This window comes from Streptomyces sp. V4I23 (genome assembly GCF_030817975.1).
Classification (GTDB): domain Bacteria; phylum Actinomycetota; class Actinomycetes; order Streptomycetales; family Streptomycetaceae; genus Streptomyces.
The window spans coordinates 7,373,666-7,398,355 of record NZ_JAUSZW010000004.1 but is presented as its reverse complement, the minus strand read 5'-3'; the positions used below and the strand labels follow the sequence as shown (position 1 = coordinate 7,398,355).

Genomic DNA, 24,690 nt, shown 5'->3' with positions numbered 1-24,690 from the left:
AAGTGTCATGTCCTTGAGATGGGGGGCGTTTCCTTCCGGGAGGGACATGAGAGTTCCGCGCATGATCAGTGCTCCTGGGTGAGTCGGTCGTCGGGCCCTTCGCTCGGGCCCGTGCAGTGCAGCAGACGCGTGTCGGAGCGGACAACCGAATAAATCCCGGAGCGTCACCTGCCCGGCGCACACGGGGAACCGTTCCACCCCGGCTGACGTGGGGCTCCCGTAGTGGGGTGAAACGCCTGCCGGGCGGACCGACTGGAGGACCGAGAGTGACGGACACACCGAGAGGAGCGTCGACCGAGGCTTTCGCACGGCGGCTGCACGAGCTGCGCGGCGGGTCGGGGCGCACGTACGGGGCGCTGGCACGGCGCGTGGGTGTCGGCACGGCGACGCTGCACCGCTACTGCTCGGGGCAGACGGTCCCGTTGGACTTCGCACCGGTGGAACGGCTGGCGCGGCTGTGCGGTTGCGGACGTGACGAACTGGCGGAGCTGCACCGGCTGTGGGTCCTGGCGGACGCGGACCGCGGGGTACGCCGGGAGGCCGGCGCAACAGAGCCGGAGGCGGCCGCCGTCCCCGCCGCGTCCACGGCCGGCGCCGCTCCCGGCGAGCAGGAGGCCCCGGGGGTGCCACGGCCCGCCGGGCCGGCGCGAGTGCCACGGCGCTCTCGTCGCCCCGTCCTCGTCGTCGCGTCCGCCGCAGCGCTCTTCCTGCTCGCCGTGCTCACCGTGCTGGTCGGCTTCCGCGACCTTGCCCCCGGCTCCGGCGGTGACGCCCCCACGGCCCACCGCGGGCCGCGCGGGGAACCGGCCATCTCTCCGCCGTCGGCCCACCCCCGTACCTCCCCGCCCGGTCCGCCGTCGGCCACGGAGTCCGGGACCGCCGGTCCGCGTCCTCGCTCCGGCGACGCGAGCGGTCGGCCCGGCGCGGCGGCTCCCGGGCGCATCGGGGGTGCGCCCACCACCGGGACGCCGTTCGCCTGGACCGTCGACGACCATGTCTGGCGCAACGGCTGCGACCACGCGTATCTGCTGGACCGCGACCCCGCCGCCGTGCCGCCGCCGCCCGTGCAGGCCGACGCGGCGTCATGGGCCGCGTCCCTGGGCGGGCTTCACGGGGGCGAGACGCAGGTACGCATCACGGTACGGGGCAGGGGAGTCGAAGCCGTCGTGCTCGAGTCGCTGCACGTGCGCGTGGTGGAACGCCGGACCCCGCCCGAGCAGGGCGTGTTCCGCACGAGTTCCGGATGCGGAGGAGCGCTGACGCCGCGTCTGTTCGACGTCGACCTCGACGCGCCCCGCCCCGTGGCGCGCCCGGTGCCCGGCAACGACTCCGGGGAGACGATTCCGGCCGTGTCGTTCCCGTACACCGTCTCCTCCTCCGATCCGGAGTCGCTGCTCGTCAGCGGCCGTACGGCCGGGTGCGACTGCGACTGGTACCTGGAACTGCGGTGGAGCAGCGGTGAACGCGGCGGCACGGTACGGATCGACGACGGCGGCGGGCCGTTCCGTACGAGCGGAGTGCGGGGACGCCCCGTCCACGACTACGACTACGGGCTGGGCCGTTGGGTGGTGGCGTCCGGCGACGACTCGGGCTGAGCCGGGGGCGGCTCGGCCCGCCGGGAGCGGGCCGGCCACCGGTTTTTGCGGAGTCGGCAAGCTTCTTTGCCCCCGGCTCGGCACGGGCGGAGTATCGCCCGTGAAACGGAGGTACGAGGCATGACGGCATTCGCAGAAGAGACGGGGACCGCTGGGTCTTCCGGCACGGCACAGCGCGACGACGAGGAGCACACACCGGTGGTCGAAAGCGATGCGGGGGGCGCGGAGTTCTGGGACGCCCGCTACAGCGAGAGCGAGCGGATCTGGAGCGGCAATCCGAACACCGCGCTCGTCCGTGAAGTCGCCGGTCTGCGGCCCGGCACCGCGCTCGACCTGGGATGCGGCGAGGGCGCCGACACGATCTGGCTGGCGCAGCGCGGCTGGCGGGTGACGGCGACCGACATCTCCGCCGTCGCGCTGGAACGCGCGGCCCGTCACGCCGAGGAGGCGGGGGTCGCCGACGCCGTCGAGTGGCGGCAGGCGGACCTCTCCGTGTCGTTCCCGGACGGGGAGTTCGACCTGGTCTCGGCCCACTACCTGCACTCCCCCGGCGACCTGCCGCGCGAGGAGATCCTGCGCAGGGCGGCCTCGGCGGTAGCTCCCGGAGGCGTGCTGCTGATCGTCGGACACGCGGGGCTCGCCCCGTGGGAGCCCACCGCGCACGAGGGGGTGCCGCTGCCGACGCCGCAGGAGGTCCTCGACGCGCTGGACCTGCCCGCGGGCGGCTGGGAGGTGCAGCGCTGCGAGGAGTTCGAGCGCGCGCAGAACGACCCCGAGGGCCGGCCCGCCACGCGGACCGACAACGTGCTGAGGGTCCGGCGTCTGCCCGCCTGACCACCGGCGTCGCCGGTCCCGGACCGCTCGGTCCGGGCCCGGCGCCGCTGTCCCGTCGTCAGGAACGCCGCCCCGGTGGCCGCGCCGAGTGCCGCTCCGGCCGTGGTCTGCGCGGTCGTGTGGTGACCGAGGGCGACGCGCGACCAGCACACGGCGAGGGCCATCGGGCAGGCGGCCAGCCACCACGGCGAGTGGACGGCGGCCGTCAGCGCCACGACCGCGGAGGCGACGGCCGAGTCCACGCTGATCTTCCAGACGGTGTTCACGGTCAGCAGGACGACGGTCATGGCCCACAGGGCGATCATGGCGACGAGCACGCCCCTGGGCGCGCCGCCCGGGACCATCACCACGGAGCCGGTCCCGATCGAACCGAGGACGACCAGGAAGACGGGCGCGCGCTGGGTGCGGTCCACGACGTGCAGGTCGCCCCAGGTGCCGCGCCTGCGCTCCCATGCTGGAGGACGTCCGTGACGCGGCGGGCCGCGTCGGTGGTGTTCTGCGTGGCGCCGGCGTACACGGGTTCCTTCGCGGGTCCGGGGCAGCGCGCGGCTGTCCCGTACGGGAGGCGGCCGGTGCACGGGCCGCACTGCTGACCGCGTGATCGTAAGCCCCGCCGCCCGGGGCCCCGGCCCCGGGCCGGTGTCTCAGGCCAGTACCTCGGCGGCCACGCGCAGATCGGCGACGAGCCCCTTGTACGCCGTTTCCCGGTCGTCCGCCCGCAGGACCGCCGAAGGATGGACGGTGGCGATGACGCAGCCCTCCGCGGTGGCGCGCTCGGGCGGCATCCCCTGCTCACCGGACACGTCGACCTGCCCCAGCCCGTCCCAGGGCGGCATGGGCAGCAGCAGGCCGCGCTGCTCGCTCACCCGGAACGTGCCGCCGAGCAGCGCCTTGCCCGCGGTCGCGCCGAGGGCCATCACGAGCTCGGGGTCCACCACGCGCAGTTCGGCGGCGAGCCAGGGGCGGCACGCGGTCATCTCCCGCAGGCTGGGAGCCTTGTGTATCCGGCGCTTGCCGCGCTGTGCGGGCTCGAACTTGAAGTGCTTGACCGCGTTCGTGAAGTACGCCGTCCTCTCGTCGATGCCCACTTCCTCCAGGGCCTTGCGCAGCAGCCTGCCCGCCGGGCCGACGAACGGCTCCCCGAGCCGGTCCTCCTGGTCGCCCGGCTGTTCTCCGACGATCACGACCCTGGCCGAAGAGGTCCCCGCGCCGAACACGGTCCCGGTCGCGTTGCGGAACAGGGGGCAGCCCTCGCAGCCGGCGGCGGCTCGCCGCAGCGTCGGCAGACCGCCGCGCCGCGGCACGAACGGCCCGGCGTCGTAACCCTCCCCCAGCCGCTGCTCTTCACTGGTGGTCACCGCTCTCGCCTCCCGCCGTGCGGGGTTCGTGGTCCTTGTCGCCCGGTTACCCCTGCGGGCCCGCCGTACTCGCGCGGGCACCCGGTACCGGCGAGCGGCGCGGATCCCGGCGAGCGATCCGAATCCGGGCTGTTGATCCGGGCGATTGCGGGCACTCGCCCCGTATGAAGAGCAACAGCCCAGACCCCGATCCACGCAGCACCCCAGGTCTCGAGCCCGGAGGCGGCGTGCCCCCGGGCGAGACCCCGCCCGCGGAGACGAGCGCCGGCTCCGGCGCCGGGCCGCGGGAAGACCTCACACGCGGCTGGACGAAGGGACCGCTGTTCATCATCGGCATCGTGGCGGTCCTGTGCGCGGCGTTCTTCCTCGCGTTCGCGCTCGCCATGCTGCTGTGAGGGCATGACCTGCAGCGGGACCTCCGAAGACCCCGCGTATACGTCCGAGAACCCCGGGCACGGGAACGACGGCGCCCGGGACCGGCCGAGAAGGGAGTGCGCCATGTCCGAAGGCACCGAACAGGGCGACCGGGCCCGGGACGACGAGGCCCGCGGCGACGACGTGTACCAGCCCACGCACTCGGATGCGCAGAACCGTCCGAGCGATGAGCTCGACATGCAGAACGTGATCGGCGAGCGCGACCTGGACGACATGATGGCCGAGGGCTACTCCCCGCCGGAGCGCCCCCTCGCCGTCGGCCGGTACGGCACCACGGGCGAGGAGCAGCAGGCCGGAGAGACGCTGGACCAGCGGCTCGCCCAGGAGACGCCGGACGTGGCTCCGCCCGAGGGCAACGGCATCGGCGACCAGGTGGGCGGCGACGGTGAACCGGTGGACGAACTGGCCGGTGAGGAACGGGCCGGACGGCTGGCTCCCGCCGAGGATCCCTCGCCGCGCAGGCCCAGCGACGTGGTCGCCCGTGACGTCGGTATCGACGGCGGTGCGGCCTCCGCCGAGGAGGCGGCCATGTACATCACGTCCGACGACCGGCTGGGCGCCGACGAGGAACCGGGTGCCAGTGAGGAGCCGGGAGCCGGTGAGGAGCCGGGAGCCGGGCGGGAGTGAGGCACACTCATGCGTTTCCGTGATCGCAGGGCGGCCGGACGGGAACTGGCGGTGCTGCTGGTCGAGAGGCTGCGGGAGGAGCGGCTGCGCGCCCCCTTCGTCCTGGCGCTGCCGCGCGGCGGGGTGCCGGTGGCGGACGAGATCGCCCGGGCGCTCGGCGCACCGCTCGACGTCGTCGTGGCCCGCAAGATCGGTGCGCCGTTCAATCCGGAGCTCGGGGTCGGTGCGCTGGCGGGCGAGGACCCTCCGCTGTACGACGCGCGGACCATGGCCATGCTCGATCTGACCGCCGACCTCCTCGGCGCGCAGGTCGCGGCGGAGCGTACGGAGCTGCACCGGCGCGAGGATCTCTACCGGGGCAAGCGGCCCGCACCCGCCCTGCACAACCGCACGGCCGTCGTCGTCGACGACGGACTGGCCACGGGCGTGACAGCGCGGGCCGCGGTGCGCGCCGTGCGGGGCATGGACCCCGCGGAGATCGTGCTCGCGGTGCCGGTCTGCGCGAAGGAGCCCGCCGCCGTGCTCAGGGCCGAGGTCGACGACCTCGTGTGCCTGTACACGCCGGAGGTGTTCCATTCGGTCGGCCAGTGGTACGAGGACTTCGGCCAGGTACGCGACGAGGAAGTGATCGGCATCCTGCGGGCCGCGGCGTCCGCGGGTCCGCCCGCGTCCGCACGGTGACGGCGGGAGCGACGAGGCCGGGGGCCGCCCGCCCGCGGCCGATGCAGGCGGAGGGGTTTTCCGCGGCGTGAGCAGGCGCTCATGAATCGCCAGAGGAGGCGCTCATGAAACGAACGGACCGCATCGCCGAGCCCTGGGGCACCCGCACACCCTACGACCGCGGCGGTACGTGGCCGGTGCGGGTCGACTCGTACCTCGCCGAGGGGGTCGGCGCCGACGACGTGGAGCGCTGGGTGCCCAGCGCCTCGGTGATGCACTCCAACGGCGACGCCCTGTACCTCGCCGTCCGCGAGGGCGAGATCGTGGGCGTGCGCGGCCGGCCGGACGACCGGGTCAACCACGGGCGGCTCGATGCCAAGGACCTCTTCGGCTGGCAGGCGAACGCCTCACGCGACCGGCTGACCCGCCCGCTGGTGCGGGAGGGCGGCGAGCTGGTGGAGAGCGACTGGGAGACGGCGATGTCGCGTGTCGTCGCGCGCACCCGCCGGCTCATGGACGAACAGGGCGCCTCGTCCATCGGGTTCTACACCAGCGGGCAGCTCTTCCTGGAGGAGTACTACGCGCTCTCCCTGATCGCCCGCGGCGGGATCGGCACCAACCACCTGGACGGCAACACCCGGTTGTGCACGGCGACGGCGGCCGAGGCGCTGAAGTCGTCGTTCGGCTGTGACGGCCAGCCCGGCTCGTACACGGACATCGACCACGCGGACGTGATCGCGCTGTTCGGACACAACATGGCCGAGAGCCAGGCCGTCCTGTGGAGCCGGGTCCTCGACCGGCTGGCCGGGCCGCATCCGCCCGCGCTGGTCTGCGTCGATCCCCGGCCGACCCCGGTCGCGCGGGCGGCGACCGTCCACCTGGCGCCGAAGCCCGGCACCAATGTCGCCCTGATGAACGCCCTGCTCCATGAGATCGTGCGGACGGGCCGGATCGACCGCGACTACATCGACGCGCACGTGGTCGGCTTCGACGAACTCCAGCGGTGCGTCGCGGAGTATCCCCCCGAGCGGGCGGCCGAGATCTGCGGGGTACCGGCCGACGACATCCGGCGTGCCGCACAACTGCTGGGCGGTGCGGAGCGGCTGATGTCCACCGTTCTGCAGGGGTTCTACCAGTCCCACCAGGCGACCGCCGCCGCGATCCAGGTCAACAACCTGCATCTGATCCGCGGCATGCTCGGGCGGCGCGGCTGCGGGGTGCTGCAGATGAACGGCCAGCCGACGGCCCAGAACACCCGTGAGTGCGGCGCCGACGGCGACCTGCCCGGTTTCCGCAACTGGAACAACGACGAGCACGTCGCCGAGCTGGCCCGGATATGGAACGTCGCACCGGAGCGCATCCCCCACTACGGGCCGCCCACGCACGCCATGCAGATCATGCGTTACGTGGAGGACGGCTCGATCCGCATGCTGTGGGTGTCGGGCACCAATCCTGCGGTGTCCCTGCCCGAACTGCACCGCATCCGCAGGGTGCTGGGCCGCAAGCGGCTGTTCCTGGTGGTGCAGGACATCTTCCTGACCGAGACGGCCCAGCTGGCGGACGTCGTGCTGCCGGCCGCCGCGTGGGGCGAGAAGACGGGCACGTTCACCAACGCCGACCGGACGGTGCATCTGTCCGAGAAGGCGGTCGATCCGCCCGGCGACGCGCGCTCCGACCTGGACATCTTCCTCGACTACGCCGCCCGCCTGGATCTGCGGGACAAGGACGGCGGGCCCCTGATCCCCTGGGACGGTCCCGAGCCGGCGTTCGCGGCGTGGCAGGAGTGCAGCCGGGGGCGGCCGTGCGACTACACGGGCATCACCTACGACCGGCTGCGCGAGCACGGCGGCATCCAGTGGCCGTGCGACGACGAGCGTCCCGACGGCACCGAACGGCTCTACGCCGACGGCCGGTTCTTCAGCGACCCCGCGTCCTGCGAGAGCTACGGCCGGGATCTCGTCACCGGCGCCCCGCTGGAGGAGTCCGAGTACCGCGCGCTCAATCCGTCCGGCAAGGCCATGGTCAAGGCGGCCGAGTACCTGCCGCCGCACGAGCAGACCTCGGACGGCTATCCGCTCGTCCTGACGACGGGCCGGACCCTGTACCACTTCCACACCCGCACCAAGACCGCCCGCACGCCCCAACTCCAGGCGGCCGCGCCCAAGATGTGGATCGAGCTGTCCCGGCACGACGCGGAGGCCTCCGGTATCGCCGAGGGCGACCTCGTGGAGGCGACGACCCCGCGCGGCAGTGTGCGGGCCAGGGCGCGGATCACGGCGATCCGGGACGGGGTGCTGTTCCTGCCCTTCCACTACGGCTACTGGGACGACGGCGACGGGCACGGCGCCGGCCGGCCGCCACGGGCGGCGAACGAACTCACCCCGACCGACTGGGACCCGGTGTCCAAACAGCCGCTGTTCAAGACGGCCGCGGCCAGGATCCGGCGCCTCGGCGCGGGCGACGGTGCGCAGACCGTTCCGACGAACACCGCCTCCGCCCCGGTGACCGAGGGCATCGCGCCCACCCGCGGCGGGCCCGCGGCCGAGGCGGAGGAGGCAAGCCCTCCCGCCGGCGACGACGACCAGGAGGCCACGCCATGAGGATCGGACTGCTGCTGCGCGAACTGCACCACGGCGAGAACGCCCTGGCGCACCATCTGATGGTGGTCTCCGAGCGTCACCGCATGGACTATGAGGTCTCCTACATGGCCCGTGACCTGGCGGGCTGGTCGCACCGGCACATACGGGCACTGGCCGAGACGGCCCCGGCGTACGGCGCCCGGCTCGATCCGGCCGGGCGCTGTGAGATCTCGCCGGTGGCGAAGATACGGGAGCGGGCGAGCGAACTGGCGGGCCGCCACGGGCAGGCCGAGCTGCTGATGCTGCGCGACCTGCGGAAGGTGTGCACGGAGGCGACGGGGGTGGCCGCCGACTGGGAGATGCTCGCACAGGCGGCGCAGGCGCTCGACGACCAGGATCTGCTGCGGCTCGCCGCCACATGCCGCCCTGACACGCTGCGCCAGGCGCGCTGGGCTCAGGCGAAGCTGAAGGAGGCGAGTCCGCAGATTCTGCTGGCGTAGGCCGGACGCGGTCAGGCCGGCGGGAACGGCACGCCGTGTTCGGCGGCCGGCCTCGGCCCGAAGATGCGCCGCTCCTCCTCGGTGATGGCGACGTCGTTGATGCTCGCCTCCCGGCGCGCCATCAGACCGGCGGCGTCGAACTCCCACAGTTCGTTTCCGTAGGATCGCCACCACTGGCCGTCGGCGTCGCGGCTCTCGTACTGGAAGCGGACGGCGATCCGGTTGCCGTCATACGCCCACAGCTCCTTGCGCAGCGCGTAGTCACGTTCGCGGTCCCACTTCCGTGTCAGCAGATCGGTGATGGCCGCGCGTCCGGTGACAAAGACGTCCCGGTTGCGCCAGACCGAGTCCTGTGTGTAGGCCAGCGCGACGCGGTGCGGGTCGCGGGTGTTCCAGGCGTCCTCGGCCGCCTGGACCTTCATGGCCGCGGTCTCGGCGGTGAAGGGCGGCAGCGGGGGGCGGGTGGTCATGGATCCTCCATCGGGCACGGCGCCGTGCGAACAGGCGCCCATATGCGGAGAACGATCGTTCTCCCTCGGCGCTGCTACCATAGAGAACGATGGTTCTCGGGTCAAGGAGGGGTAGTCGTCATGGACAGCGCGACGGCCAGGAAGCAGGCGCTGGACGCGGCCGAGGAACTGTTCTACTCCCGGGGCGTGCAGGCGGTCGGCATGGACGCGATCCGCACGGCCTCCGGCGTCTCCCTCAAGCGCCTCTACCAGCTCTTCCCCAACAAGGAACAGCTCGTCGACGCCTACCTGGAGCGTCGCGACCTCCGCTGGCGGGAAGCGCTCGCCGCCCACGTCGAGCGCTCGGCGGACCCGCGGGAGCGGATCCTGGCGGTCTTCGACTGGCTGTACGCATGGTTCCGCGAGCCCGGCTTCCGCGGCTGTGCCTGGATCAACGGCTACGGGGAACTCGGCGCGACGTCACCCTCGGTCGCCGCCCGGGCCAAGGAGCACAAACAGGCGTTCAAGGACTACCTGACGGGCCTGGTGAGCGATGCCGGCCTGCCGGGCGACACCGCGGAGCATCTGCGGCTGCTCGCCGAGGGCGCGATGGCGACCGCCGGGATCACCGGTGACCCGGACGCCGCCCTGCACGCCCGGCAGGCCGCGGCACGCCTCGTCACCGAGCGGGAGTGACGAAGCACTCCGTACCATGACACGACCGCCCACAACGACGTCGCCAACAGGTCCTGCGGTGGCCCCTGCACACGGAGTTGTGCGAAGACCTTGGTCACAACCAGCCGGGTTGGCATGCTTGAGCGACCCGCGACAGCCGCGTGAACGCGGGCGCTTCACTCCGCTCCGCGCGGTTCGCCCACCTTGTGCGGGAGGTGTAGAAAGAGCATATGGCCGGACGCTACGGCCGCCCGCGCTCGGTTCTGCGGATGCGAACTGTCGCAGGTCAGGTCTTTCTCCTGCAGGTGGCGATCGTGGTGTTGCTCGTCGCCGCGGCCATGGCGGCTCTCGTGCTCCAGTCCCGCGCCGACAGCGAACGGGAGGCCCGCAACCGGTCCGTCGCCGTGGCGGAAACCTTCGCGAACGCGCCCGGCACCGCCGAGGCCCTCACCGGCCCGGATCCGACCGCCGTGCTCCAGCCGCGGGCCGAGGAGGCACGCAAACGCTCGGAGGTCGACTTCATCGTCGTCCTCGACACCGAGGGCATCCGCTACACGCACCCCTTCACCGACCGCATCGGCAAGAGATTCGTCGGCAACTACGCTCCGGCCCTGGCCGGCGATGTCGTCACCGAGAAGATCACCGGGACGATCGGCCCGCTCGTCCAGGCCGTCGTCCCGATCAGGGCGAGTGACGGCAAGGTCGTCGGCATGGTGTCCGCGGGGATCACCATCGCGCATGTCAGCGGCGTCGTGGAGGACCAGTTCCCCCTTCTGTTCGGCTCCGCGGCGGGGGTCCTGATGCTCACGACCGGCGGCACCGCCCTGGTCACCCGCAGACTGCGCCGACAGACCCACGGCCTGGGGCCCGTCGAGATGACCCGGATGTACGAACACCACGACGCCGTCCTGCACGCCGTACGCGAGGGGGTCGTCATCGTGGGCGGGGACGGCCGGCTGCTGCTGGCCAACGACGAGGCACGCCGGCTGCTCGGCCTGCCGGCCGACGTGGACGGCTCCCCGGTCGGCGACCTCGGTCTCGAGCCGCGCACCGCGCGTCTCCTGGCGTCCGGCCGCATCGCCACCGACGAGGTCGTCCCGGTCGGCGACCGGCTGCTCGCCGTCAACCAGCGCTCGACGGACCAGGCGGGCGGGCCGCCGGGCACGGTCGCGACGTTCAGGGACACCACGGAACTCCAGGCGCTGACCGGACGGGTCGATGTGGCCCGGGGCCGGCTGAAGCTGCTGTACGACGCGGGCACGGAGATCGGCACGACGCTCGACGTGGTGCGCACCTGCGAGGAGTTGTGCGAGTTCGCCGCCGCCCGGTTCGCCGACTTCGCCACCGTCGACCTGGTGGAGGCCGTGCTGCGCGGCGAGGAGCCGACCGCCACCGGTGTGGACGTGGACATGCGGCGCACGGCGTTCAGCGGCCCCGACGACACGGCTCTGTACCCGATCGGTCATGCGATCCGCTTCCTGCCCACGACGCCGCTGGGTTCGGGACTCGGCAAGGGCGACGCGGTCCTGGAGACGGATCTGTCCGCCTTCACCGGCTGGCAGCGCCAGGACCCGGTGCGGGCGCCGCAACTGGTCGACTACGGGATGCACTCGATGATCGCGGTGCCGCTTCGGGCGCGGGGTGTGGTGCTGGGGGTCGCGATGTTCTGGCGGGCCGGGACGCCGGAGCCGTTCGAGGAGGAGGACCTGTCGCTCGCGGAGGAGCTGGTGGCGCGTGCCGCGGTGAGCGTCGACAACGCACGCCGCTACTCCCGCGAGCACACCATGGCGGTGACGCTGCAGCGCAGCCTGCTCCCCCGGGGCCTGCCGGAACAGACCGCGCTGGACATGGCCTACCGCTACCGGCCGGCACAGGCCGGGCTCGGTGGCCTCGGCGGAGTGGGCGGCGACTGGTTCGACATCATCCCGCTGCCGGGAGCGCGCGTGGCGCTCGTGGTGGGGGACGTGGTCGGGCACGGACTGCACGCGGCGGCGACGATGGGGCGGCTGCGCACCGCGGTGCACAACTTCTCCAGCCTGGACCTGCCGCCGGACGAACTGCTGTGGCACCTCGACGAACTGGTGGCCCGTATCGACCAGGACGAGACGGACGACGGTGTGGACGCCTCGGTCACCGGGGCAACCTGCATCTACGCGATCTACGATCCCGTCTCCGGGCACTGCAGCATCGCGCGGGCCGGCCATCTCCAGCCCGCGATCGTCCTCCCGGACGGAACGGCCGAGTTCGCCGACGTGCCGGGCGGTCCGCCGCTGGGACTGGGCGGCATGCCGTTCGAGACCCTGGAACTGCGGCTGCCCGAGGGCAGCCGGCTCGTCCTGTACACCGACGGGCTGGTCGAGGACCGCGAGCGCGAGATCGACGAGGGCCTGGAGCTGCTGCGCCGCACTCTGGACCGCGACGGCGGCCGGACACCCGAGGAGACCTGCGAGGCGGTTCTCGCGGCGCTGGTTCCGGAGCGCCCCCGCGACGACATCGCGCTGCTCGTGGGGCGTACCCGCGTCCTGACGTCGGACCGGGTGGCCCAGTGGGACGTGCCGGCGGACCCCGCCGCGGTACGGGAGGCCCGGGCAGCGGTGTCGCGGAAACTGGCCGAATGGGACCTCGGCGAGGAGGTCTTCACCACGGAACTGATCCTCAGTGAGCTGGTGACCAACGCGATCCGCTACGCCGACGGACCCATCCAGGTACGGTTGATCCGGGACCGCAGCCTCATCTGCGAGGTGGCGGACCGCAGCAGCACCTCGCCGCATCTGCGGCAGGCGGCGATCACGGACGAGGGGGGCCGGGGGCTGTTTCTCGTGGCCCAGTTCGCGAAGCGCTGGGGTACGCGGTACACCGCGGACGGCAAGGTGATCTGGACGGAGCAGCCCCTCTCGCCGGGCGTGCCCGCACTCGTCGACCGCGACTGAACCGGCGGCCGCCACCTCGACGGCCTCGGAGAAGCCGGGAGCGTCCGGCTGCGGAGCGCGCGCAGCAGGCGTTCCTCGCGGCCACAACCGCCCCGCCGGCTCCTGCCGTTCAGCTCGTCCTGGCGATGTAGTAGACGTTCAGCGGATCGCCGTCGACGAACCGCACGTCGACGGACCGGAATCCGGCATCGGTCAGCATGCGTTCGGCCGTCTCCTGTCCCCAGACCGCGCCCAGGCCCGCTCCGCCGGTGCTGAGCGAGGTCGTCATGCAGTAGAAGACGCTGAAGCCGAAGAGCGCGGGCCCGAACGGATGGCCGACGTTCTTCTCCAGCCTGCTGGAGGCGGCGATGTCCGCCATGAGGAACGTGCCGCCCTCGCGCAGCGACTTCGCGATCACCGCCAGCGTGCGGGCGGGCTTCACCAGATCGTGGATCACGTCGAACGCGGTGATCCGTCACAGGCTGTGTCTCGGTGCTCGGCATGGCCGCTCCCTTCCACCGGGCCCGACTGCTGCCCGCCGGCGAGACCGGCCCGCTTTTTGTCACATTACGCCCGGATCATGATGCCGACCCTTACGGAGCGGGAACGACAGCCACCCCGCTCCCTGGTACGGGAGCGCTCCCATCCAGCACAGTCCGCCCCCGGAACGGCGGCCGGTGATCATAAGGTGACGGCGTGGACAGACACGTGACCTTCGAACGGCTGCATAACTTCCGGGACTTGGGCGGCTATCGGGCCGCCGACGGCCGAACCGTCAAGTGGCGCCTGCTCTACCGCTCCGACTCGCTCGGCAAGTTGGCGGGCGCGGACCGCGAACGCTTCCGCTCTCTGGGCATACGCACCGTGATCGATCTGCGCTACCCGTGGGAGATCGACGCCAAGGGCCGCGTCCCGCACGGCGATGTCGGCGCCTACCACAACCTGAGCGTGGAGCACCGGCCCTACGACCAGGCGGACATCTCCCCCGAGGTGGACCCCTGGCGCTACCTGGCCGACCGGTTCGCCGAAGTCGCCCTCGACGGCACGGACGAACTGCGCCGGGCACTGGAGATCATCGCCGACGACGAGGACCCGCTCGTCTTCCACTGCGCCTCCGGCAAGGACCGCACGGGGCTGCTCGCCGCCGTGCTGCTCGGGCTGCTGGGCGTCGGCGACGACGACATCGCGGCGGACTTCGCGCTCACCGAGCTGGCCACCGGGCGGCTGATCGCGGACTGGCGGGCCGCCCACCCGGGGCGTGAGCTGCGCTGGCCCGGTTACGGCCGGGCTCCCGAGGACGTCATCCGGCTGTTCCTCGCGGATCTGACCGGCACCTACGGCTCACTGCACTCCTACATCACCGGACACGTCGGCCTCGAGGAGGAGGTGATCACGCGGCTGCGCGAGCGGCTCCTGGAGTGATCCGGGCCGCGCACGCGGTCACTCCACCGTGAACAGCAGCTCCGGCCGGTCCCACAGCACCGCCGGGGGCGCGGCCGGCACCGTGCCCGTCCGGCGGGCGCCCACACTCAGGTAGAAGCCCTCGGCGGGCGGATGGGACACCACGCGGACGGATCCGACGCCGGCCTCGCGGGCCCGTTCCTTCATGTGGGCGATGAGCAGCCGCCCGATACCGAGGCCCTGGGCGTCGTCGGCGACGAACATCAGGTCCAGCTCGGGCGGCGACAGGACGAGGGCGTAGAAGCCGAGCAGCCGGCCCTCGTCGCCGACCGCGAGATGAACCTCGTGCGACTCGATGTAGTCGGGGCCGACGCGGTATCCGGCCACCATGGCCGCGTAATGGCCCTCGTAGGCACCGGAACCGCGCACCATACGGGTCAGCCGCCCGGCGTCCCGCGCGGTCGCCCGGACGAGCCGTACCACCTCGCGGCGCCGCCTGCCGCCCGGAGCGCGAGCCGTGACGGTAAGGGGCTCATTCATAGTATGAGTATGACACGCCCCTGGCAGCCCCTCGGGCTCACGTGTCGAGGAACCCGGCGACCATCGCGGCGAACTCGTCCGGCGTGGCGATCCGGGTGCCGAGCTGCTCGGCCTTGTCCCGCTTGGAGCCCGCGCCCTCCCCGGCGACCAGGAGCGAGGTGCGCCGGGAGACACTGGAGGACGACTTGCCTCCGGCGCGCTCGACGAGCTCGTTCATCTGGTTGCGCGACAGCTTCTCCAGGGGGCCCGTCATCGCGCCGGTGACGACGACCGTCATCCCCTCCAGGGGCCCTGCCTCCGCGGCGGCGCCGAGGTCCGCGCCGTCGCCCTCGCCGCTCCCCGCGTCCGCCTCCGCCCGTGCGGTGGGCGGGGTCGCGCCGGGCTCGGTCATGTTGACGCCGGCGGCGGTGAGCCGGTCGATCAGCGGGGCCAGCTCGGCGAGTTCGGCGACGACGGTGCGCGCCTTCTCCACGCCGATGCCCTCGACCTGCTGCAGGGCGTCGGCGTCTGCGGCCCGTATGTGCTCCATCGTCGCGAAGTGGCGGGCTATGCGCCGGGACATGGAGCGGCCCGTGCCCCGCACGCCGAGGGCACAGAACACCCGTGACAGGGGGCGGGACTTCGCCGTCTCGATGGCCGTGAGCAGATTGTCGGTGCTGGTCTCGCCCATGCGGTCCAGCTCCAGCAGCTGGTCGCGGGTGAGCGAGAAGAGGCCCGCGAAGTCGGTGACGAGACCGGCGTCGACGAGCTGGACGACGCGGGTGCCGCCGAGTCCCTCGATGTCGAGCTGGTCGCGCCCGGCGGCGTAGGAGACGGAGGCGACGACCCGGCAGTTCCTGCCGCGCACGCACCGCCAGCGCTGCTCGGACGTGTCGATGTCCGACCCGCACTGCGGGCAGACCTCGGGGAACCCGATGGTCTTCTCGTCCCCCGTGCGCAGATGGGCGACGGGCGCTTCGATGCGGGGGATGATGTCGCCCGCCTTGTAGACCATGACGCGGTCGCCGATGCGCAGATCACGCCGGGTGATGTCGGCGGGGTTGTGGAGGGTCGCGTACGTGACCGTGGAGCCGTCGATCTCCACCGGCTCCAGCACGGCACGGGGCGCGATGATGCCGGTGCGACCGACGTTCCACTCGACGCCGAGCAGGGTGGTCACCTTCTCCACGGCGGGCAGCTTGTACGCGATGGCCCAGCGGGGCGCCCGTGATCCGGAGCCCGCGGCGGCCTGGTCGGCCGCGCGGTCCGCCTTGACGACGATGCCGTCGATGCCGAAGGGCAGGTCCGGACGCGCCGCGGCGATCTCCTCGATACGGGCCTGGATCTCCTCGGTCGTCCTCAACGTCCGCGGCGCGACCACGGTGCCGGCGGCGGTGTGCACGCCGAGGTCCGCGACGTAGCCCATGATCCGGCTGTGCGACCACTCCGCCAGGCGGCCCGCGGACTCCAATCCTGTGGCGGGCAGTGCCAGGGCCCCGTAGCCGAAGAACGTCATCTCCACCGTGTACGGGCGGTCCTTGGCGCGCAGGGTCCCCGCCGCGCCGTTGCGCGGGTTGGCGAAGGGCTCTCCGCCATGCTCCGTACGGGCCGTGTTGGCCTGCTCGAACTGGTCGTTCGTCATGAGGACCTCGCCGCGGATCTCCAGCGTCACGGCTTCGGTGAGCCGGTCGGGGAGGCCGACGACGGTGCCGATCGCGTGCGAGACGTCCTCACCGGCGGTGCCGTCACCTCGGGTGACGAGCCGGATGAGCCTGCCCTCCTCGTACCGTGCGGCGACGGCGAGGCCGTCGAGCTTGGGCTCGACGCTCCACTCCTCGACGGGCCTGCCGATCCGCCGCTCGACCGATGCCGTCCAGGCCACGAGCTGCTCGGCAGAGAACACGTTGTCCAGGGACAGCATGGGAACCGTGTGCGGCACATCGCCGGTGACCGCTCCGCCCGCGACCTTGCCGGTCGGGGAGCCGGCCGCGATCTCGTCGGGGTGGCCGGCCTCCCAGGCCGCGATGCCGCGCACCAGGCGGTCGTACGCGTCGTCGTCGAGGGTGGACTCCCCCGTCCCGTAGTACGCGGCGGCGGCCTTGGCCGCTGTCTCGACCGCTTCGGCGTACGCCGCGGCATCGGCGATGGCGGCGGCAGGAGCGGGACCGGCGATGGTCGCGGCGGGAGCGGGACCGGCGTCAGGAGCAGCGGAAACGGCAGGTGATGTCGTCATGTCTCACATACTGCCGCCCACCACTGACAACGCCCCCGGCCCGGCGCCGGGGGCCCGGCGGACGTGCAGATGCCCGTCCTCGAGGAAGGGCGGCCGGGCCGGAAGAGTCGACTCGTAGAGGAATCGGCATTTCTCCGCCACCCGGCAGGACGCTGTGTTGTCGACCTGGTGCAGCAGCTCCAGTCGGCTCAGGCCCTCGGGCCCGTATGTGCGGAAGGCCCAGTCCGTCAGAGGCTCGAGCGCCGTGGGCGCGACGCCCCGTCCTCGGGCGGCCGGCGCGGTCCAGTACCCGACTTCGGCGGCAGGCGCGCCGGCCTCCGGGCGCTTGAGCGCGACATTCGCGACGAGCCGCCCTTCGGTCCCGCCGGACAGTTCCTCGAACGCGGCGAATCCGAGACAGGTACCGGTCTCCCAGCCCCGCCGCCGCACGTCGAGCCAGCGGAGCCCGTCCTCGACGCTGTTCACCGGAACTCTGGTGTAGCGCCGAAGGAGTTCGTCCCCCCAGCACACCTCCACGAGGGCGGTGACGTCCTCTTCGCGCCAGGGCCGCAGCACGAGCGGGGCCGCGGTCACTGTGGCGCCGGCCCGCAGAACCACGCTCATCGTGTCCCCTTCCTCTTCGCCCGGTCGCCGCTCGGCGTCGCACCCCGACCGCCTCCGGCGCACGCGCGTCCGGCCACGGGCATATGCCATCACCACGCGAGGCGGCTTCCGTCACACGCATCACATCAGCCACGGATACCGCGTGCCCATGCGGGTACGCTGCGACAGAAGCCGTCCGAACTGGAGGACGAAGGACCGGAGAGCCGTTGGCATATGCCAAAAGCACCACCGGATCGAGTGTTGCCAAATGGCTTACGGCCTGTCGCCGCCTGTGCAACAGTCGTATCCGGTCCCTGTATCAGTCCTGGCTTGTGGCCGCGCCTGTATCGGAGTTCGACATGCCGTCCCATGTGTTCGCGGACCGTCCCGCCCAGCCGCCCGAGCGCGGCGCCGTCGACGCCCTGATCACCCGCACCCGCAGACTGCGCGGTGACGTGGACGCGGTACGCCAGGACACGGTGGGCGCCGACGACGACCCGCAGGGACGATGGCAGCGCGCGCTCTACGATCTCGCCGTCCATCACCTGGACGACCTGGGCGCGCACCTGGACCAGCTCAAGGAAGGTCTGCCGCCCGCGACGGCCGACGCGTTCGCCGACGAACTCGCCGAGTACGAGGCGGACAGCGCGGCCGGCAGCGGCTCGCTGCTCAGCCGGGTCGGCAGCGCGGAGTGGAACCTGCTGACCGACGAGGTGAGCTGGTCCGACGAGCTGTACCAGATCCTCGGCCGCGACCCCGCGGCCGGACCCATGTCCCTGGACGAGCTGCCCTCGGTCGTGTTCGCCGAGGACCAGCCGCTTCTCACCGCGATGGTGACGGACTGTCTGGTCGACGGCCGGCCCATCGACGGCGAGTTCCGCATGGTGCGGCCCGACGGGCGCGTCCGCACGGTGCACATGATGGGCGAGCCGGTCCTCGACGCCGACGGCTCGACGGCCTCCATGTGGGCCGTCCTCCGCGACGTCAGCGAACTGCGGCGCAGCCAGCGGGCGGTGCGTGAGACCCGGGATTCGCTGCAACGGCGACGGCACATCGAGCGGACCGAGCGCCGGCTCGCCGTCGAGATGCAGGAGGCCGTGCTGCCGTCGTGGCGCGGCCCGCTCCGGTTCCCGCCCGGCAGCCCCACGTCCTTGGACATCGCCGCGCACTATCTTCCCTCGCCCGACGGCGCCCTCATCGGCGGTGAATGGTACGACGCGCTGCAACTGCCCGACGGAGCGTCGCTGTTGGGCGTCGGCGACCTCACCGGTCACGGAGTGGCGGCGACGTCGTCGATGGCCATGCTGCTGGGGGCGCTGCGAGGCATGGCCGTGGCGGGCGTCCGCCCGGGACAGCTCATGGCCCATCTGAACCGGCTGCTGGACACCTCCGCCCAGTCCGCCCTGGGCAGCGCGGTGTGCTGCCGCTACGACCCCGCCACCCGCGTGGTGACCTGGGCACAGGCCGGACACCCCACCCCGCTGCTGTTCCGCGACGGGACGGGGCGCGCGCTGTCGAGGCTCGACGGGGTGCTGCTGGGAGCCACCAGCGGTGCGTCGTACGAGCAGGGCGAACTGACCCTGCAGCCGGGCGACGTGCTGGTCCTGCACACCGACGGGCTGACGCGTACGCGCTCGGGACCCCAGGATGCCGAGGTTGCGGCGGACCGGCTGACGGCACTGGCAGCACGGCTCACCGGGACGCGTGACGCACAGGAAGGCGTCAGGGTCGTGGTGGAGGAATTCGGTCAGGGCGAGCGCCAGGGCGACGCCTGTGTGCTGGTGGCGAAGGTGAACGCGTAGGACGGGCGAGGCGGATGCCCCCTGGGCCGACCGCCTTTCCGGAGACGTCGGACCCGCAGTCAGCGACGGAGGCTTCGGCACAACCGTCGGCCACGAGCACCGTCACGTAGGAAGGCTTCCGCACTCCCGCCGTCGGGCCCGCTGGTTGCTCGCTCCCGCCGTGTCAGATTCGCGTGCTTCTGCGCTTCGTCGACGGGGCGGCGGGAAGCGCCACTTGGATCTCCTCGCGCAGGTCCTCGATCTTCGCGTAGCCCGCGTACTGCCCGGTGAGCCGGTACATCTCGCGCAGCCGGTCCCACGTCCGGTGCGAGGAGGTCTCCCCCATCGACACCAGCGCGAGCCTGGCGTAACGGTCGGCCTGCTCCGGGTCGTCGGCGATGAAGCACGCCGATGCCAGCGAGATGTAGTCGAAGATCTTGGAGCGCTGACGCCCGCCCTCGCGGAGCTGGAGCGCCTGCTTGGCGTGCCGCTGGGCGATGCTCGCGGCCGACGGGTCGTGCTCGGCCAGCGTGCGGTACGCGAGCGCCTGCATGCCGTGCATGTCCGCCTCGTCGAACATCTGCATCCAACTCGGCGGCGGCACATCGGACTTGTCCGAGACGAAGAGCTCCTCGGCCTCACCGAGGGTGCGGCGCATGGCCTGCCCGCGCCCCATGGACGCCTGCGCCCACGCCTCGATGGTGTGGAGCATGGCCTGGGTACGGGGCAGGGTCTGCTCCCCCGAGCCCGCCTTGGCGAGCTTCATCAGGTCCAGGGCGTCGTCGGGCCGGCCCAGGTGCACCATCTGGCGGGCGGCACGGGACAGCGCTTCGCCGGCGCGGGGGCGGTCGCCGCCCTCGCGTGCCGCGTGCGCGGCGATGACGAAGTACTTCTGGGCGGTGGGCTCCAGGCCGATGTCGTGGGACATCCAGCCCGCGAGGACGGCGAGGTTGGCGGCGACGCCCCACAGGCGCCGCTGGAGGTGGTCGGGGTGGCGGTAGGCGAGCATGCCGCCCACCTCGTTCAGCTGGCCCACGACCGCCTTGCGCTGCAGTCCGCCGCCGCGGGCGGCGTCCCAGGCGCGGAACACTTCGACAGAGCGCTCCAGTGCCTCGATCTCCTGCGACCCGATGGGGGCGGCTTCGTAGCGGTCGTACCCGACGGGGTCGGCGTGCAGCGGATCGTAGGTGAGGGCGGGATTCTGGGAGGTGCCGGGTGCGGTCTTGAGCCAGTCGTGCATGGCGCTGCTGAGTGCTGAGCCAGCGGCGAGTGCCGCGCCGGCGCCCACCAGGCCGCGTCGGTTGAGCATGAGGTCCATTCCCGTGAATTCGGTGAGGACCGCAGCCGTACGGTCGGGCGCCCACGGCAGACCGTCAGGGTCGTCAGTGCCCTGGACGTCCCGCCGCTTCCCCGCTCGCCCGCTCCGTACGAACCCGAGGTCCTCGATGGTCACGACACGACCGAGTCGCTCGGTGAACAGGGCCGCCAGCACCTTCGGCACGGGATCGCGCGGGGACTCGCCCATGTCGATCCAGCGCCGTACGCGCGAGGTGTCGGTCGCCAGCTGAGGGTGGCCCATGGCCGCCGCCTGCCGGTTCACGAGTCTCGCGAGTTCGCCCTTGGACCAGCCGGCCAGGCCGAACAGGTCGCTCAGGCGGGTGTTGGGTTCTCCGCTCACATCAAGCCCCCAGGTTCTCGGCTGAGTTGACAGTAACCCGCTGTCATGGGGCCGGCGACCATTCGCCAGGGTTCGCCAGGGTCCGCCAGATGGTGTGCCACCCGCGGCCCGGTGTCAGGTAGGAACGCGCCACCTCGCTCCGGCTGCCAAGGGCACATTCCCCAGGGTGTTGCCTCCGGTACGTCCGGAGCGGGGCAGCGCACGCAACTTGTCGGCACACGAAGGGATCTGTATCTCCCATGTACACAGCATCGTCCTCCGTGTCCGCCCCGCACCGGCCGCAGCGTCCGGCTGTCCCGGCCGGCTCCGGACCGTATCTCGCCCCCGCCCACGCCGGCCGGGCACGCATGCCCGCCGGTGCGGTCGGCCACCCCGTCAGCGGGAGAATCGACTTGTCCGGCCCTCAGGGCGCACAGCTGCGCAAGGCTGTCGCGTCGGTGCACCGGATCTGCCCGGAGTTCAATCCGGTGCAGGTGCTGCGCCGCAGCGGACGCTCCGTGCTCATCGTCGGAACGACAGGGCGTACCACCGCGGTCGCCAAGTGCTTACTGGACCACTCTCCCGCGTGGGCGGAGTCGCTCCGCCACGAAATAGCTTCCTACCGTGCGTTCGTGCGGCACCGGCCGCCGGTCCGGGTTCCCCGGCTCATCGCCGCGGACCCGGAGAACTGCACGCTGGTGATCGAGCGGATGCCCGGCCGCCCCGCGGCTCTCGCCCGGCATCCTCTCGAGGCGCCGCCGAGGGCGGACGTGCGGGCGGCGCTCGGAGCCGTCGCCAGGCTCAACTCGTGGCGGCCGTCCGCCGGGATGTTCGACGCGCCGCTCGACTACGGCTCGCGGATCTCCCGCTATCACGAGCTGGGGCTGTTCACGGACCGGGACCTCGGCGACCTGCAGAAGCTGCTCCACGGTCTCGCCCAGGCGGGCGGCCGGCAGGGCATGGGCCAGTTCTGCCACGGTGACGCGCTGCTGTCGAACATCCTGCTCTCCCCCACCGGTCCGGTCCTCGTGGACTGGGAGCACGCGGGCTGGTACCTGCCCGGGTACGACCTGGCCACGCTGTGGGCGGTCCTCGGGGACGCCCCGGTGGCACGCCGTCAGATCAGCCAGCTGGCCCAGCAGGCCGGGACGGCGGCACGGGACGCTTTCCTGGTGAATCTGATGCTCGTGCTGACGCGGGAGATCCGTACGTACGAGACGGCCGTGCAGCGCACGATGCGGGAGGCGCCGCCCGTCGTCGGGGGCCAGGCGCCTGCGGCGGGGCTCGCGGCCGGGGAGGAGCAGCGGCTGCTGCTGCGCCGGCTGCACGACGACTGCGCGCTGGCCCGCAGGGCCGTGCGCGCGGCGGTCGGCACCCGCTGACCGCCGGACGAGGGGGAAGCGCGCTGCGCGCCCGGTGTCGAACACTGGGCGCGCAGCGCGCTGTCGTGGGTCCATCGCCTCCACTGCCCTGCTCCGTTCGACTGCCGTGCGCTCCTCGGGGGAGGCGTGTCCCGTGGTGGTCCGGTGGCCGGGCGAGCCCGGACATTGGTCCATGCCACTGACACGCCGCAGGCCCGCGTACTGCCGTCGCGAAACTCGCCGACACGTGGGATGACGTGCAAATTCCCCTTGCTGGAGCATGATTGACGGATCGTCCGGAAGCCGATACCCCTTAACGGTCCGGCCGCGCACCATCCGTCCTGGGAGGCTGCCTTGCAAGGATTCGCCCTCGCGCGTTCCAGAAGCACCCGCCGGCAGGCGTGGACAGCGGGCGCGGCGGTGGCCGCTGCCGCGCTGCTCCTGCCCCTGCTCTCCTCCGGGCCGTCGGCGACCGCCGACGTGCGCCCTTCCCCCTCCGCGCTGCAGCGTGAATTCGCGGCGGCCGCCGATGAGTTCGACGTGCCGCAGAGCGTGCTGCTCGGCGTGTCGTACCTGCAGTCCCGCTGGGACGCGCACGGCGGGGCCGCCAGCGTGACCGGGGGCTACGGCCCCATGCATCTGACCGACGCGCGGACGGCGCTGGCCGAGGCGCCGCACCATTCGCACGGCGCGGAGGACGCGCGGGGTGACGACGCGCGTGCGGTGCGCGCGGTGGACGACGCGGCGGCGCCGGAGACGGCGGCGCTGCCGCCGCGGCTGCGCACGCTGGAGCGGGCGGCGCAGGTGTCGGGCATCGACCCAGGAGAACTGCGCGACAACCCGGCGGCGAACGTGCGCGGCGGCGCGGCGCTGCTCGCCGACGCGCAGAAGTCGCTGGGCCGGCCGCCGAGCGACGATCCGGCGCAGTGGTACGCCGCGGTGGCGCGGTTCTCGGGTGCGGACGACGTGGCGACGGCGACGACGTACGCCGACGACGTGTTCGACGTGATCCGCACGGGCCAGGCCCGCACGACGGACAGCGGTCAGCGCATGGTGCTCGCGGCCGATCCCGGCGTGGCGCCAAACCGTGCGCAGGTGGCGGACATCGGTCTGCGCACCGCCGACGCGGCCCGGACGGAGTGCCCGCGCTCGGTGGCCTGCGAGTGGATCCCGGCGCCGTACGAGGAGTTCGGCCAGGGCGACTACGGCAACCACGACAAGGCGGATCGGCCGGCGTCGCAGTCGGTGGAGTACATCGTCATCCACGACACCGAGGCCACATGGGACACCACTCTGCGGCTGGTGCAGAACCCGCAGTACGTGTCGTGGCAGTACTCGCTGCGCTCCTCGGACGGGCACATCGCCCAGCACGTGCCGCTCAAGGACGTGGCCTGGCACGCCGGGAACTGGTTCGTGAACGCCAAGTCGGTGGGTCTGGAGCACGAGGGGTTCCTGGTGTCCCCCGATGCCTGGTACACGGAGGCGATGTACCGCACCTCGGCGCGGCTGGTGCGCTACCTCGCCCACCGGTTCGACGTGCCGCTGGACCGTCAGCACATCCTGGGCCACGACAACGTGCCGGGGACGACGACGGCCACGATCAGGGGGATGCACACCGACCCCGGGCCGTACTGGGACTGGGCGCACTACTTCACGCTGCTGGGCCGGCCGTTCACGCCCGAGGCGGGTCCGGACAGCCCGGTGGTCACCATCCGGCCCGACTACGACGCCAACCGGCCGCTCTACACGGGCTGCACGAAGGCGAGCGAAGCGAGAGGGGGGTCCCCCCGGCCGGAGGCTGGGGGAGAGGCGTGCACGCCGCACGGTTCGGGCGCGGTCCGGCTGCACACCGCGCCGAGCGAGAGCGCACCGCTGGTCAAGGACATCGGGCTGCGGCCGGGCGGTCAGGACTCGACGACCGGGGTGAACGACACCGGTGCGCGGGCCTCGACCGGACAGCAGTACGCGGTGGCGAGCCGCGACGGCGACTGGACGGCGATCTGGTACCTGGGCCAGAAGGCTTGGTTCCACAATCCGCGGACGGAGCCGACGGCGGTGCCCGCGCGGGCTCAGGTGCTGACACCGAGGGACGGGCTCGCCGAGGTGCCGGTGTACGGGCGGGCGTACCCGGAGGCGTCGGCCTATCCGGCGGGGGTGCCGGTGCAGCCGGTCTCGCCGCTGCCGTACAAGCTGCGCGCGGGCCAGGAGTACGTGGTCGGTGACCGGCTGCCGGGCGAGTACCTGTACTCGACGACGTTCGACACGGCCGGGCACCGGGTGGTGCGGGGCCAGGAGATGTACTACGAGATCCAGTTCGGGCACCGGGTGGCGTTCGTGAAGGCGTCCGACGTGGAGGTGACGGCCCGGTAGCACCGGGCGGCGAACTGCGGGGTGTCACCGGCCGTGGGGTCCGGCGACACCCCGCTCCGTTTTGAGGGCTTGTACGACTAATCGCCCGGGCGCGTGCCCCCATTGAGCGAGGGGTAGAGCTGGGCCGACCACGCCGGTCCGCGCCCCCGCGCGCGGCTGCTCACC

20 protein-coding genes and 1 pseudogene are annotated in these 24,690 nt (G+C 72.3%); 13 read left to right on the top strand and 8 right to left on the bottom strand.

Annotated features, from left to right (window positions below; all coding sequences use genetic code 11):
- Window positions 1-266: 266 nt before the first annotated feature.
- Window positions 267-1,595, top strand: a complete 1,329-nt coding sequence (locus QFZ82_RS36000) for a helix-turn-helix transcriptional regulator (protein WP_307717123.1) — start codon at window positions 267-269, stop codon at window positions 1,593-1,595.
- Window positions 1,596-1,715: 120 nt separating this feature from the next.
- Window positions 1,716-2,429 carry a bifunctional 2-polyprenyl-6-hydroxyphenol methylase/3-demethylubiquinol 3-O-methyltransferase UbiG gene (locus QFZ82_RS35995; RefSeq protein WP_307717122.1) on the top strand — a complete coding sequence of 238 codons (714 nt, stop codon included), beginning with the start codon at window positions 1,716-1,718 and terminating at the stop codon, window positions 2,427-2,429.
- 59 nt (window positions 2,430-2,488) lie between these two features.
- On the opposite strand, the pseudogene QFZ82_RS35990 reads toward QFZ82_RS35995, so the two are convergent.
- A pseudogene (locus QFZ82_RS35990) lies at window positions 2,489-2,881 on the bottom strand (hypothetical protein); the annotation flags it as partial.
- A 192-nt stretch (window positions 2,882-3,073) separates the two neighbouring features.
- Window positions 3,074-3,787 carry a UdgX family uracil-DNA binding protein gene (locus QFZ82_RS35985; RefSeq protein ID WP_307717121.1) on the bottom strand — a complete coding sequence of 238 codons (714 nt, stop codon included), beginning with the start codon at window positions 3,785-3,787 and terminating at the stop codon, window positions 3,074-3,076.
- A gap of 164 nt (window positions 3,788-3,951) precedes the next feature.
- Here QFZ82_RS35985 and QFZ82_RS35980 point away from each other — a divergent pair, with 164 nt between their 5' ends.
- From QFZ82_RS35980 to QFZ82_RS35960, 5 genes are all read left to right on the top strand, one after another.
- On the top strand, window positions 3,952-4,182 hold the full coding sequence (locus QFZ82_RS35980; RefSeq protein ID WP_307717120.1) for a DUF6480 family protein: 231 nt from the start codon (window positions 3,952-3,954) through the stop codon (window positions 4,180-4,182).
- A 103-nt stretch (window positions 4,183-4,285) separates the two neighbouring features.
- The gene (locus QFZ82_RS35975) at window positions 4,286-4,849 is read left to right on the top strand and encodes a DUF5709 domain-containing protein (protein ID WP_307717119.1); all 564 of its coding nucleotides are present in this window, start codon (window positions 4,286-4,288) and stop codon (window positions 4,847-4,849) included.
- 9 nt (window positions 4,850-4,858) lie between these two features.
- Window positions 4,859-5,530 carry a phosphoribosyltransferase gene (locus QFZ82_RS35970; RefSeq protein WP_307717118.1) on the top strand — a complete coding sequence of 224 codons (672 nt, stop codon included), beginning with the start codon at window positions 4,859-4,861 and terminating at the stop codon, window positions 5,528-5,530.
- A 104-nt stretch (window positions 5,531-5,634) separates the two neighbouring features.
- On the top strand, window positions 5,635-8,109 hold the full coding sequence (locus tag QFZ82_RS35965) for a molybdopterin oxidoreductase family protein (RefSeq protein WP_307717117.1): 2,475 nt from the start codon (window positions 5,635-5,637) through the stop codon (window positions 8,107-8,109).
- Window positions 8,106-8,588 carry a hypothetical protein gene (locus QFZ82_RS35960; protein WP_307717116.1) on the top strand — a complete coding sequence of 161 codons (483 nt, stop codon included), beginning with the start codon at window positions 8,106-8,108 and terminating at the stop codon, window positions 8,586-8,588. Before QFZ82_RS35965 ends, QFZ82_RS35960 begins: the two co-directional genes overlap by 4 nt.
- Window positions 8,589-8,599: 11 nt before the next feature.
- Here the strand turns inward: QFZ82_RS35960 and QFZ82_RS35955 are convergent, their stop codons facing one another.
- The gene (locus QFZ82_RS35955; RefSeq protein WP_307717115.1) at window positions 8,600-9,058 is read right to left on the bottom strand and encodes a nuclear transport factor 2 family protein; all 459 of its coding nucleotides are present in this window, start codon (window positions 9,056-9,058) and stop codon (window positions 8,600-8,602) included.
- Between the two features lie 120 nt (window positions 9,059-9,178).
- Between QFZ82_RS35955 and QFZ82_RS35950 the strand changes: the two genes are divergently transcribed.
- Together QFZ82_RS35950 and QFZ82_RS35945 are read left to right on the top strand one after the other, a co-directional pair.
- Window positions 9,179-9,733, top strand: coding sequence for a TetR/AcrR family transcriptional regulator (locus QFZ82_RS35950; RefSeq protein WP_307717114.1), 555 nt, complete (start codon window positions 9,179-9,181; stop codon window positions 9,731-9,733).
- A 209-nt stretch (window positions 9,734-9,942) separates the two neighbouring features.
- The gene (locus QFZ82_RS35945; RefSeq protein WP_307717113.1) at window positions 9,943-12,642 is read left to right on the top strand and encodes a SpoIIE family protein phosphatase/ATP-binding protein; all 2,700 of its coding nucleotides are present in this window, start codon (window positions 9,943-9,945) and stop codon (window positions 12,640-12,642) included.
- A 109-nt stretch (window positions 12,643-12,751) separates the two neighbouring features.
- Here QFZ82_RS35945 and QFZ82_RS35940 read toward each other — a convergent pair whose 3' ends face one another.
- On the bottom strand, window positions 12,752-13,078 hold the full coding sequence (locus tag QFZ82_RS35940) for a hypothetical protein (RefSeq protein WP_307717112.1): 327 nt from the start codon (window positions 13,076-13,078) through the stop codon (window positions 12,752-12,754).
- Window positions 13,079-13,317: 239 nt separating this feature from the next.
- On the opposite strand from QFZ82_RS35940, the gene QFZ82_RS35935 reads away from it, so the two are divergent.
- Window positions 13,318-14,043 carry a tyrosine-protein phosphatase gene (locus QFZ82_RS35935; protein ID WP_307717111.1) on the top strand — a complete coding sequence of 242 codons (726 nt, stop codon included), beginning with the start codon at window positions 13,318-13,320 and terminating at the stop codon, window positions 14,041-14,043.
- An 18-nt stretch (window positions 14,044-14,061) separates the two neighbouring features.
- On the opposite strand, the gene QFZ82_RS35930 is transcribed toward QFZ82_RS35935, so the two are convergent.
- From QFZ82_RS35930 to QFZ82_RS35920, 3 genes are read right to left on the bottom strand one after another with little or no spacing between them, the layout of a single operon-like run.
- A complete protein-coding gene (locus tag QFZ82_RS35930; protein ID WP_307717110.1) occupies window positions 14,062-14,562 on the bottom strand; it encodes a GNAT family N-acetyltransferase in 501 nt (166 codons plus the stop codon).
- Between the two features lie 37 nt (window positions 14,563-14,599).
- Window positions 14,600-16,774 (bottom strand): NAD-dependent DNA ligase LigA, encoded by a 2,175-nt coding sequence (gene ligA / locus QFZ82_RS35925; RefSeq protein WP_307717109.1) that lies wholly within the window; start codon window positions 16,772-16,774, stop codon window positions 14,600-14,602.
- Between the two features lie 3 nt (window positions 16,775-16,777).
- Complete coding sequence (locus tag QFZ82_RS35920; RefSeq protein ID WP_307717108.1) at window positions 16,778-17,377, bottom strand: GNAT family N-acetyltransferase; 600 nt, start codon at window positions 17,375-17,377, stop codon at window positions 16,778-16,780.
- 338 nt (window positions 17,378-17,715) lie between these two features.
- Between QFZ82_RS35920 and QFZ82_RS35915 the strand changes: the two genes are divergently transcribed.
- Window positions 17,716-19,158 carry a PP2C family protein-serine/threonine phosphatase gene (locus QFZ82_RS35915; RefSeq protein WP_307717107.1) on the top strand — a complete coding sequence of 481 codons (1,443 nt, stop codon included), beginning with the start codon at window positions 17,716-17,718 and terminating at the stop codon, window positions 19,156-19,158.
- A 163-nt stretch (window positions 19,159-19,321) separates the two neighbouring features.
- Here QFZ82_RS35915 and QFZ82_RS35910 read toward each other — a convergent pair whose 3' ends face one another.
- On the bottom strand, window positions 19,322-20,815 hold the full coding sequence (locus QFZ82_RS35910; RefSeq protein WP_307717106.1) for a hypothetical protein: 1,494 nt from the start codon (window positions 20,813-20,815) through the stop codon (window positions 19,322-19,324).
- Between the two features lie 239 nt (window positions 20,816-21,054).
- Here QFZ82_RS35910 and QFZ82_RS35905 point away from each other — a divergent pair, with 239 nt between their 5' ends.
- Both QFZ82_RS35905 and QFZ82_RS35900 read left to right on the top strand, forming a co-directional pair.
- Window positions 21,055-22,176 carry an aminoglycoside phosphotransferase family protein gene (locus QFZ82_RS35905; protein WP_307717105.1) on the top strand — a complete coding sequence of 374 codons (1,122 nt, stop codon included), beginning with the start codon at window positions 21,055-21,057 and terminating at the stop codon, window positions 22,174-22,176.
- A 333-nt stretch (window positions 22,177-22,509) separates the two neighbouring features.
- Window positions 22,510-24,525: an N-acetylmuramoyl-L-alanine amidase gene (locus tag QFZ82_RS35900; RefSeq protein ID WP_373429371.1), complete on the top strand. Its 2,016-nt coding sequence runs from the start codon at window positions 22,510-22,512 to the stop codon at window positions 24,523-24,525.
- The last annotated feature ends 165 nt before the right edge of the window (window positions 24,526-24,690 follow it).

Bases quoted from the DNA above. Each gene is read 5' to 3' on its own strand.
- QFZ82_RS35970 (WP_307717118.1), top strand. From the start codon at position 4,859: ATGCGTTTCCGTGATCGCAGGGCGGCCGGACGGGAACTGGCGGTGCTG.
- QFZ82_RS35955 (WP_307717115.1), bottom strand. From the start codon at position 9,058: ATGACCACCCGCCCCCCGCTGCCGCCCTTCACCGCCGAGACCGCGGCC.
- QFZ82_RS35975 (WP_307717119.1), top strand. From the start codon at position 4,286: ATGTCCGAAGGCACCGAACAGGGCGACCGGGCCCGGGACGACGAGGCC.
- ligA (WP_307717109.1), bottom strand. From the start codon at position 16,774: ATGACGACATCACCTGCCGTTTCCGCTGCTCCTGACGCCGGTCCCGCT.
- QFZ82_RS35980 (WP_307717120.1), top strand. From the start codon at position 3,952: ATGAAGAGCAACAGCCCAGACCCCGATCCACGCAGCACCCCAGGTCTC.
- QFZ82_RS35995 (WP_307717122.1), top strand. From the start codon at position 1,716: ATGACGGCATTCGCAGAAGAGACGGGGACCGCTGGGTCTTCCGGCACG.
- QFZ82_RS35905 (WP_307717105.1), top strand. From the start codon at position 21,055: ATGTACACAGCATCGTCCTCCGTGTCCGCCCCGCACCGGCCGCAGCGT.
- QFZ82_RS35945 (WP_307717113.1), top strand. From the start codon at position 9,943: ATGGCCGGACGCTACGGCCGCCCGCGCTCGGTTCTGCGGATGCGAACT.
- QFZ82_RS35920 (WP_307717108.1), bottom strand. From the start codon at position 17,377: ATGAGCGTGGTTCTGCGGGCCGGCGCCACAGTGACCGCGGCCCCGCTC.
- QFZ82_RS35915 (WP_307717107.1), top strand. From the start codon at position 17,716: ATGCCGTCCCATGTGTTCGCGGACCGTCCCGCCCAGCCGCCCGAGCGC.
- QFZ82_RS35960 (WP_307717116.1), top strand. From the start codon at position 8,106: ATGAGGATCGGACTGCTGCTGCGCGAACTGCACCACGGCGAGAACGCC.
- QFZ82_RS35930 (WP_307717110.1), bottom strand. From the start codon at position 14,562: ATGAATGAGCCCCTTACCGTCACGGCTCGCGCTCCGGGCGGCAGGCGG.
- QFZ82_RS35965 (WP_307717117.1), top strand. From the start codon at position 5,635: ATGAAACGAACGGACCGCATCGCCGAGCCCTGGGGCACCCGCACACCC.
- QFZ82_RS35950 (WP_307717114.1), top strand. From the start codon at position 9,179: ATGGACAGCGCGACGGCCAGGAAGCAGGCGCTGGACGCGGCCGAGGAA.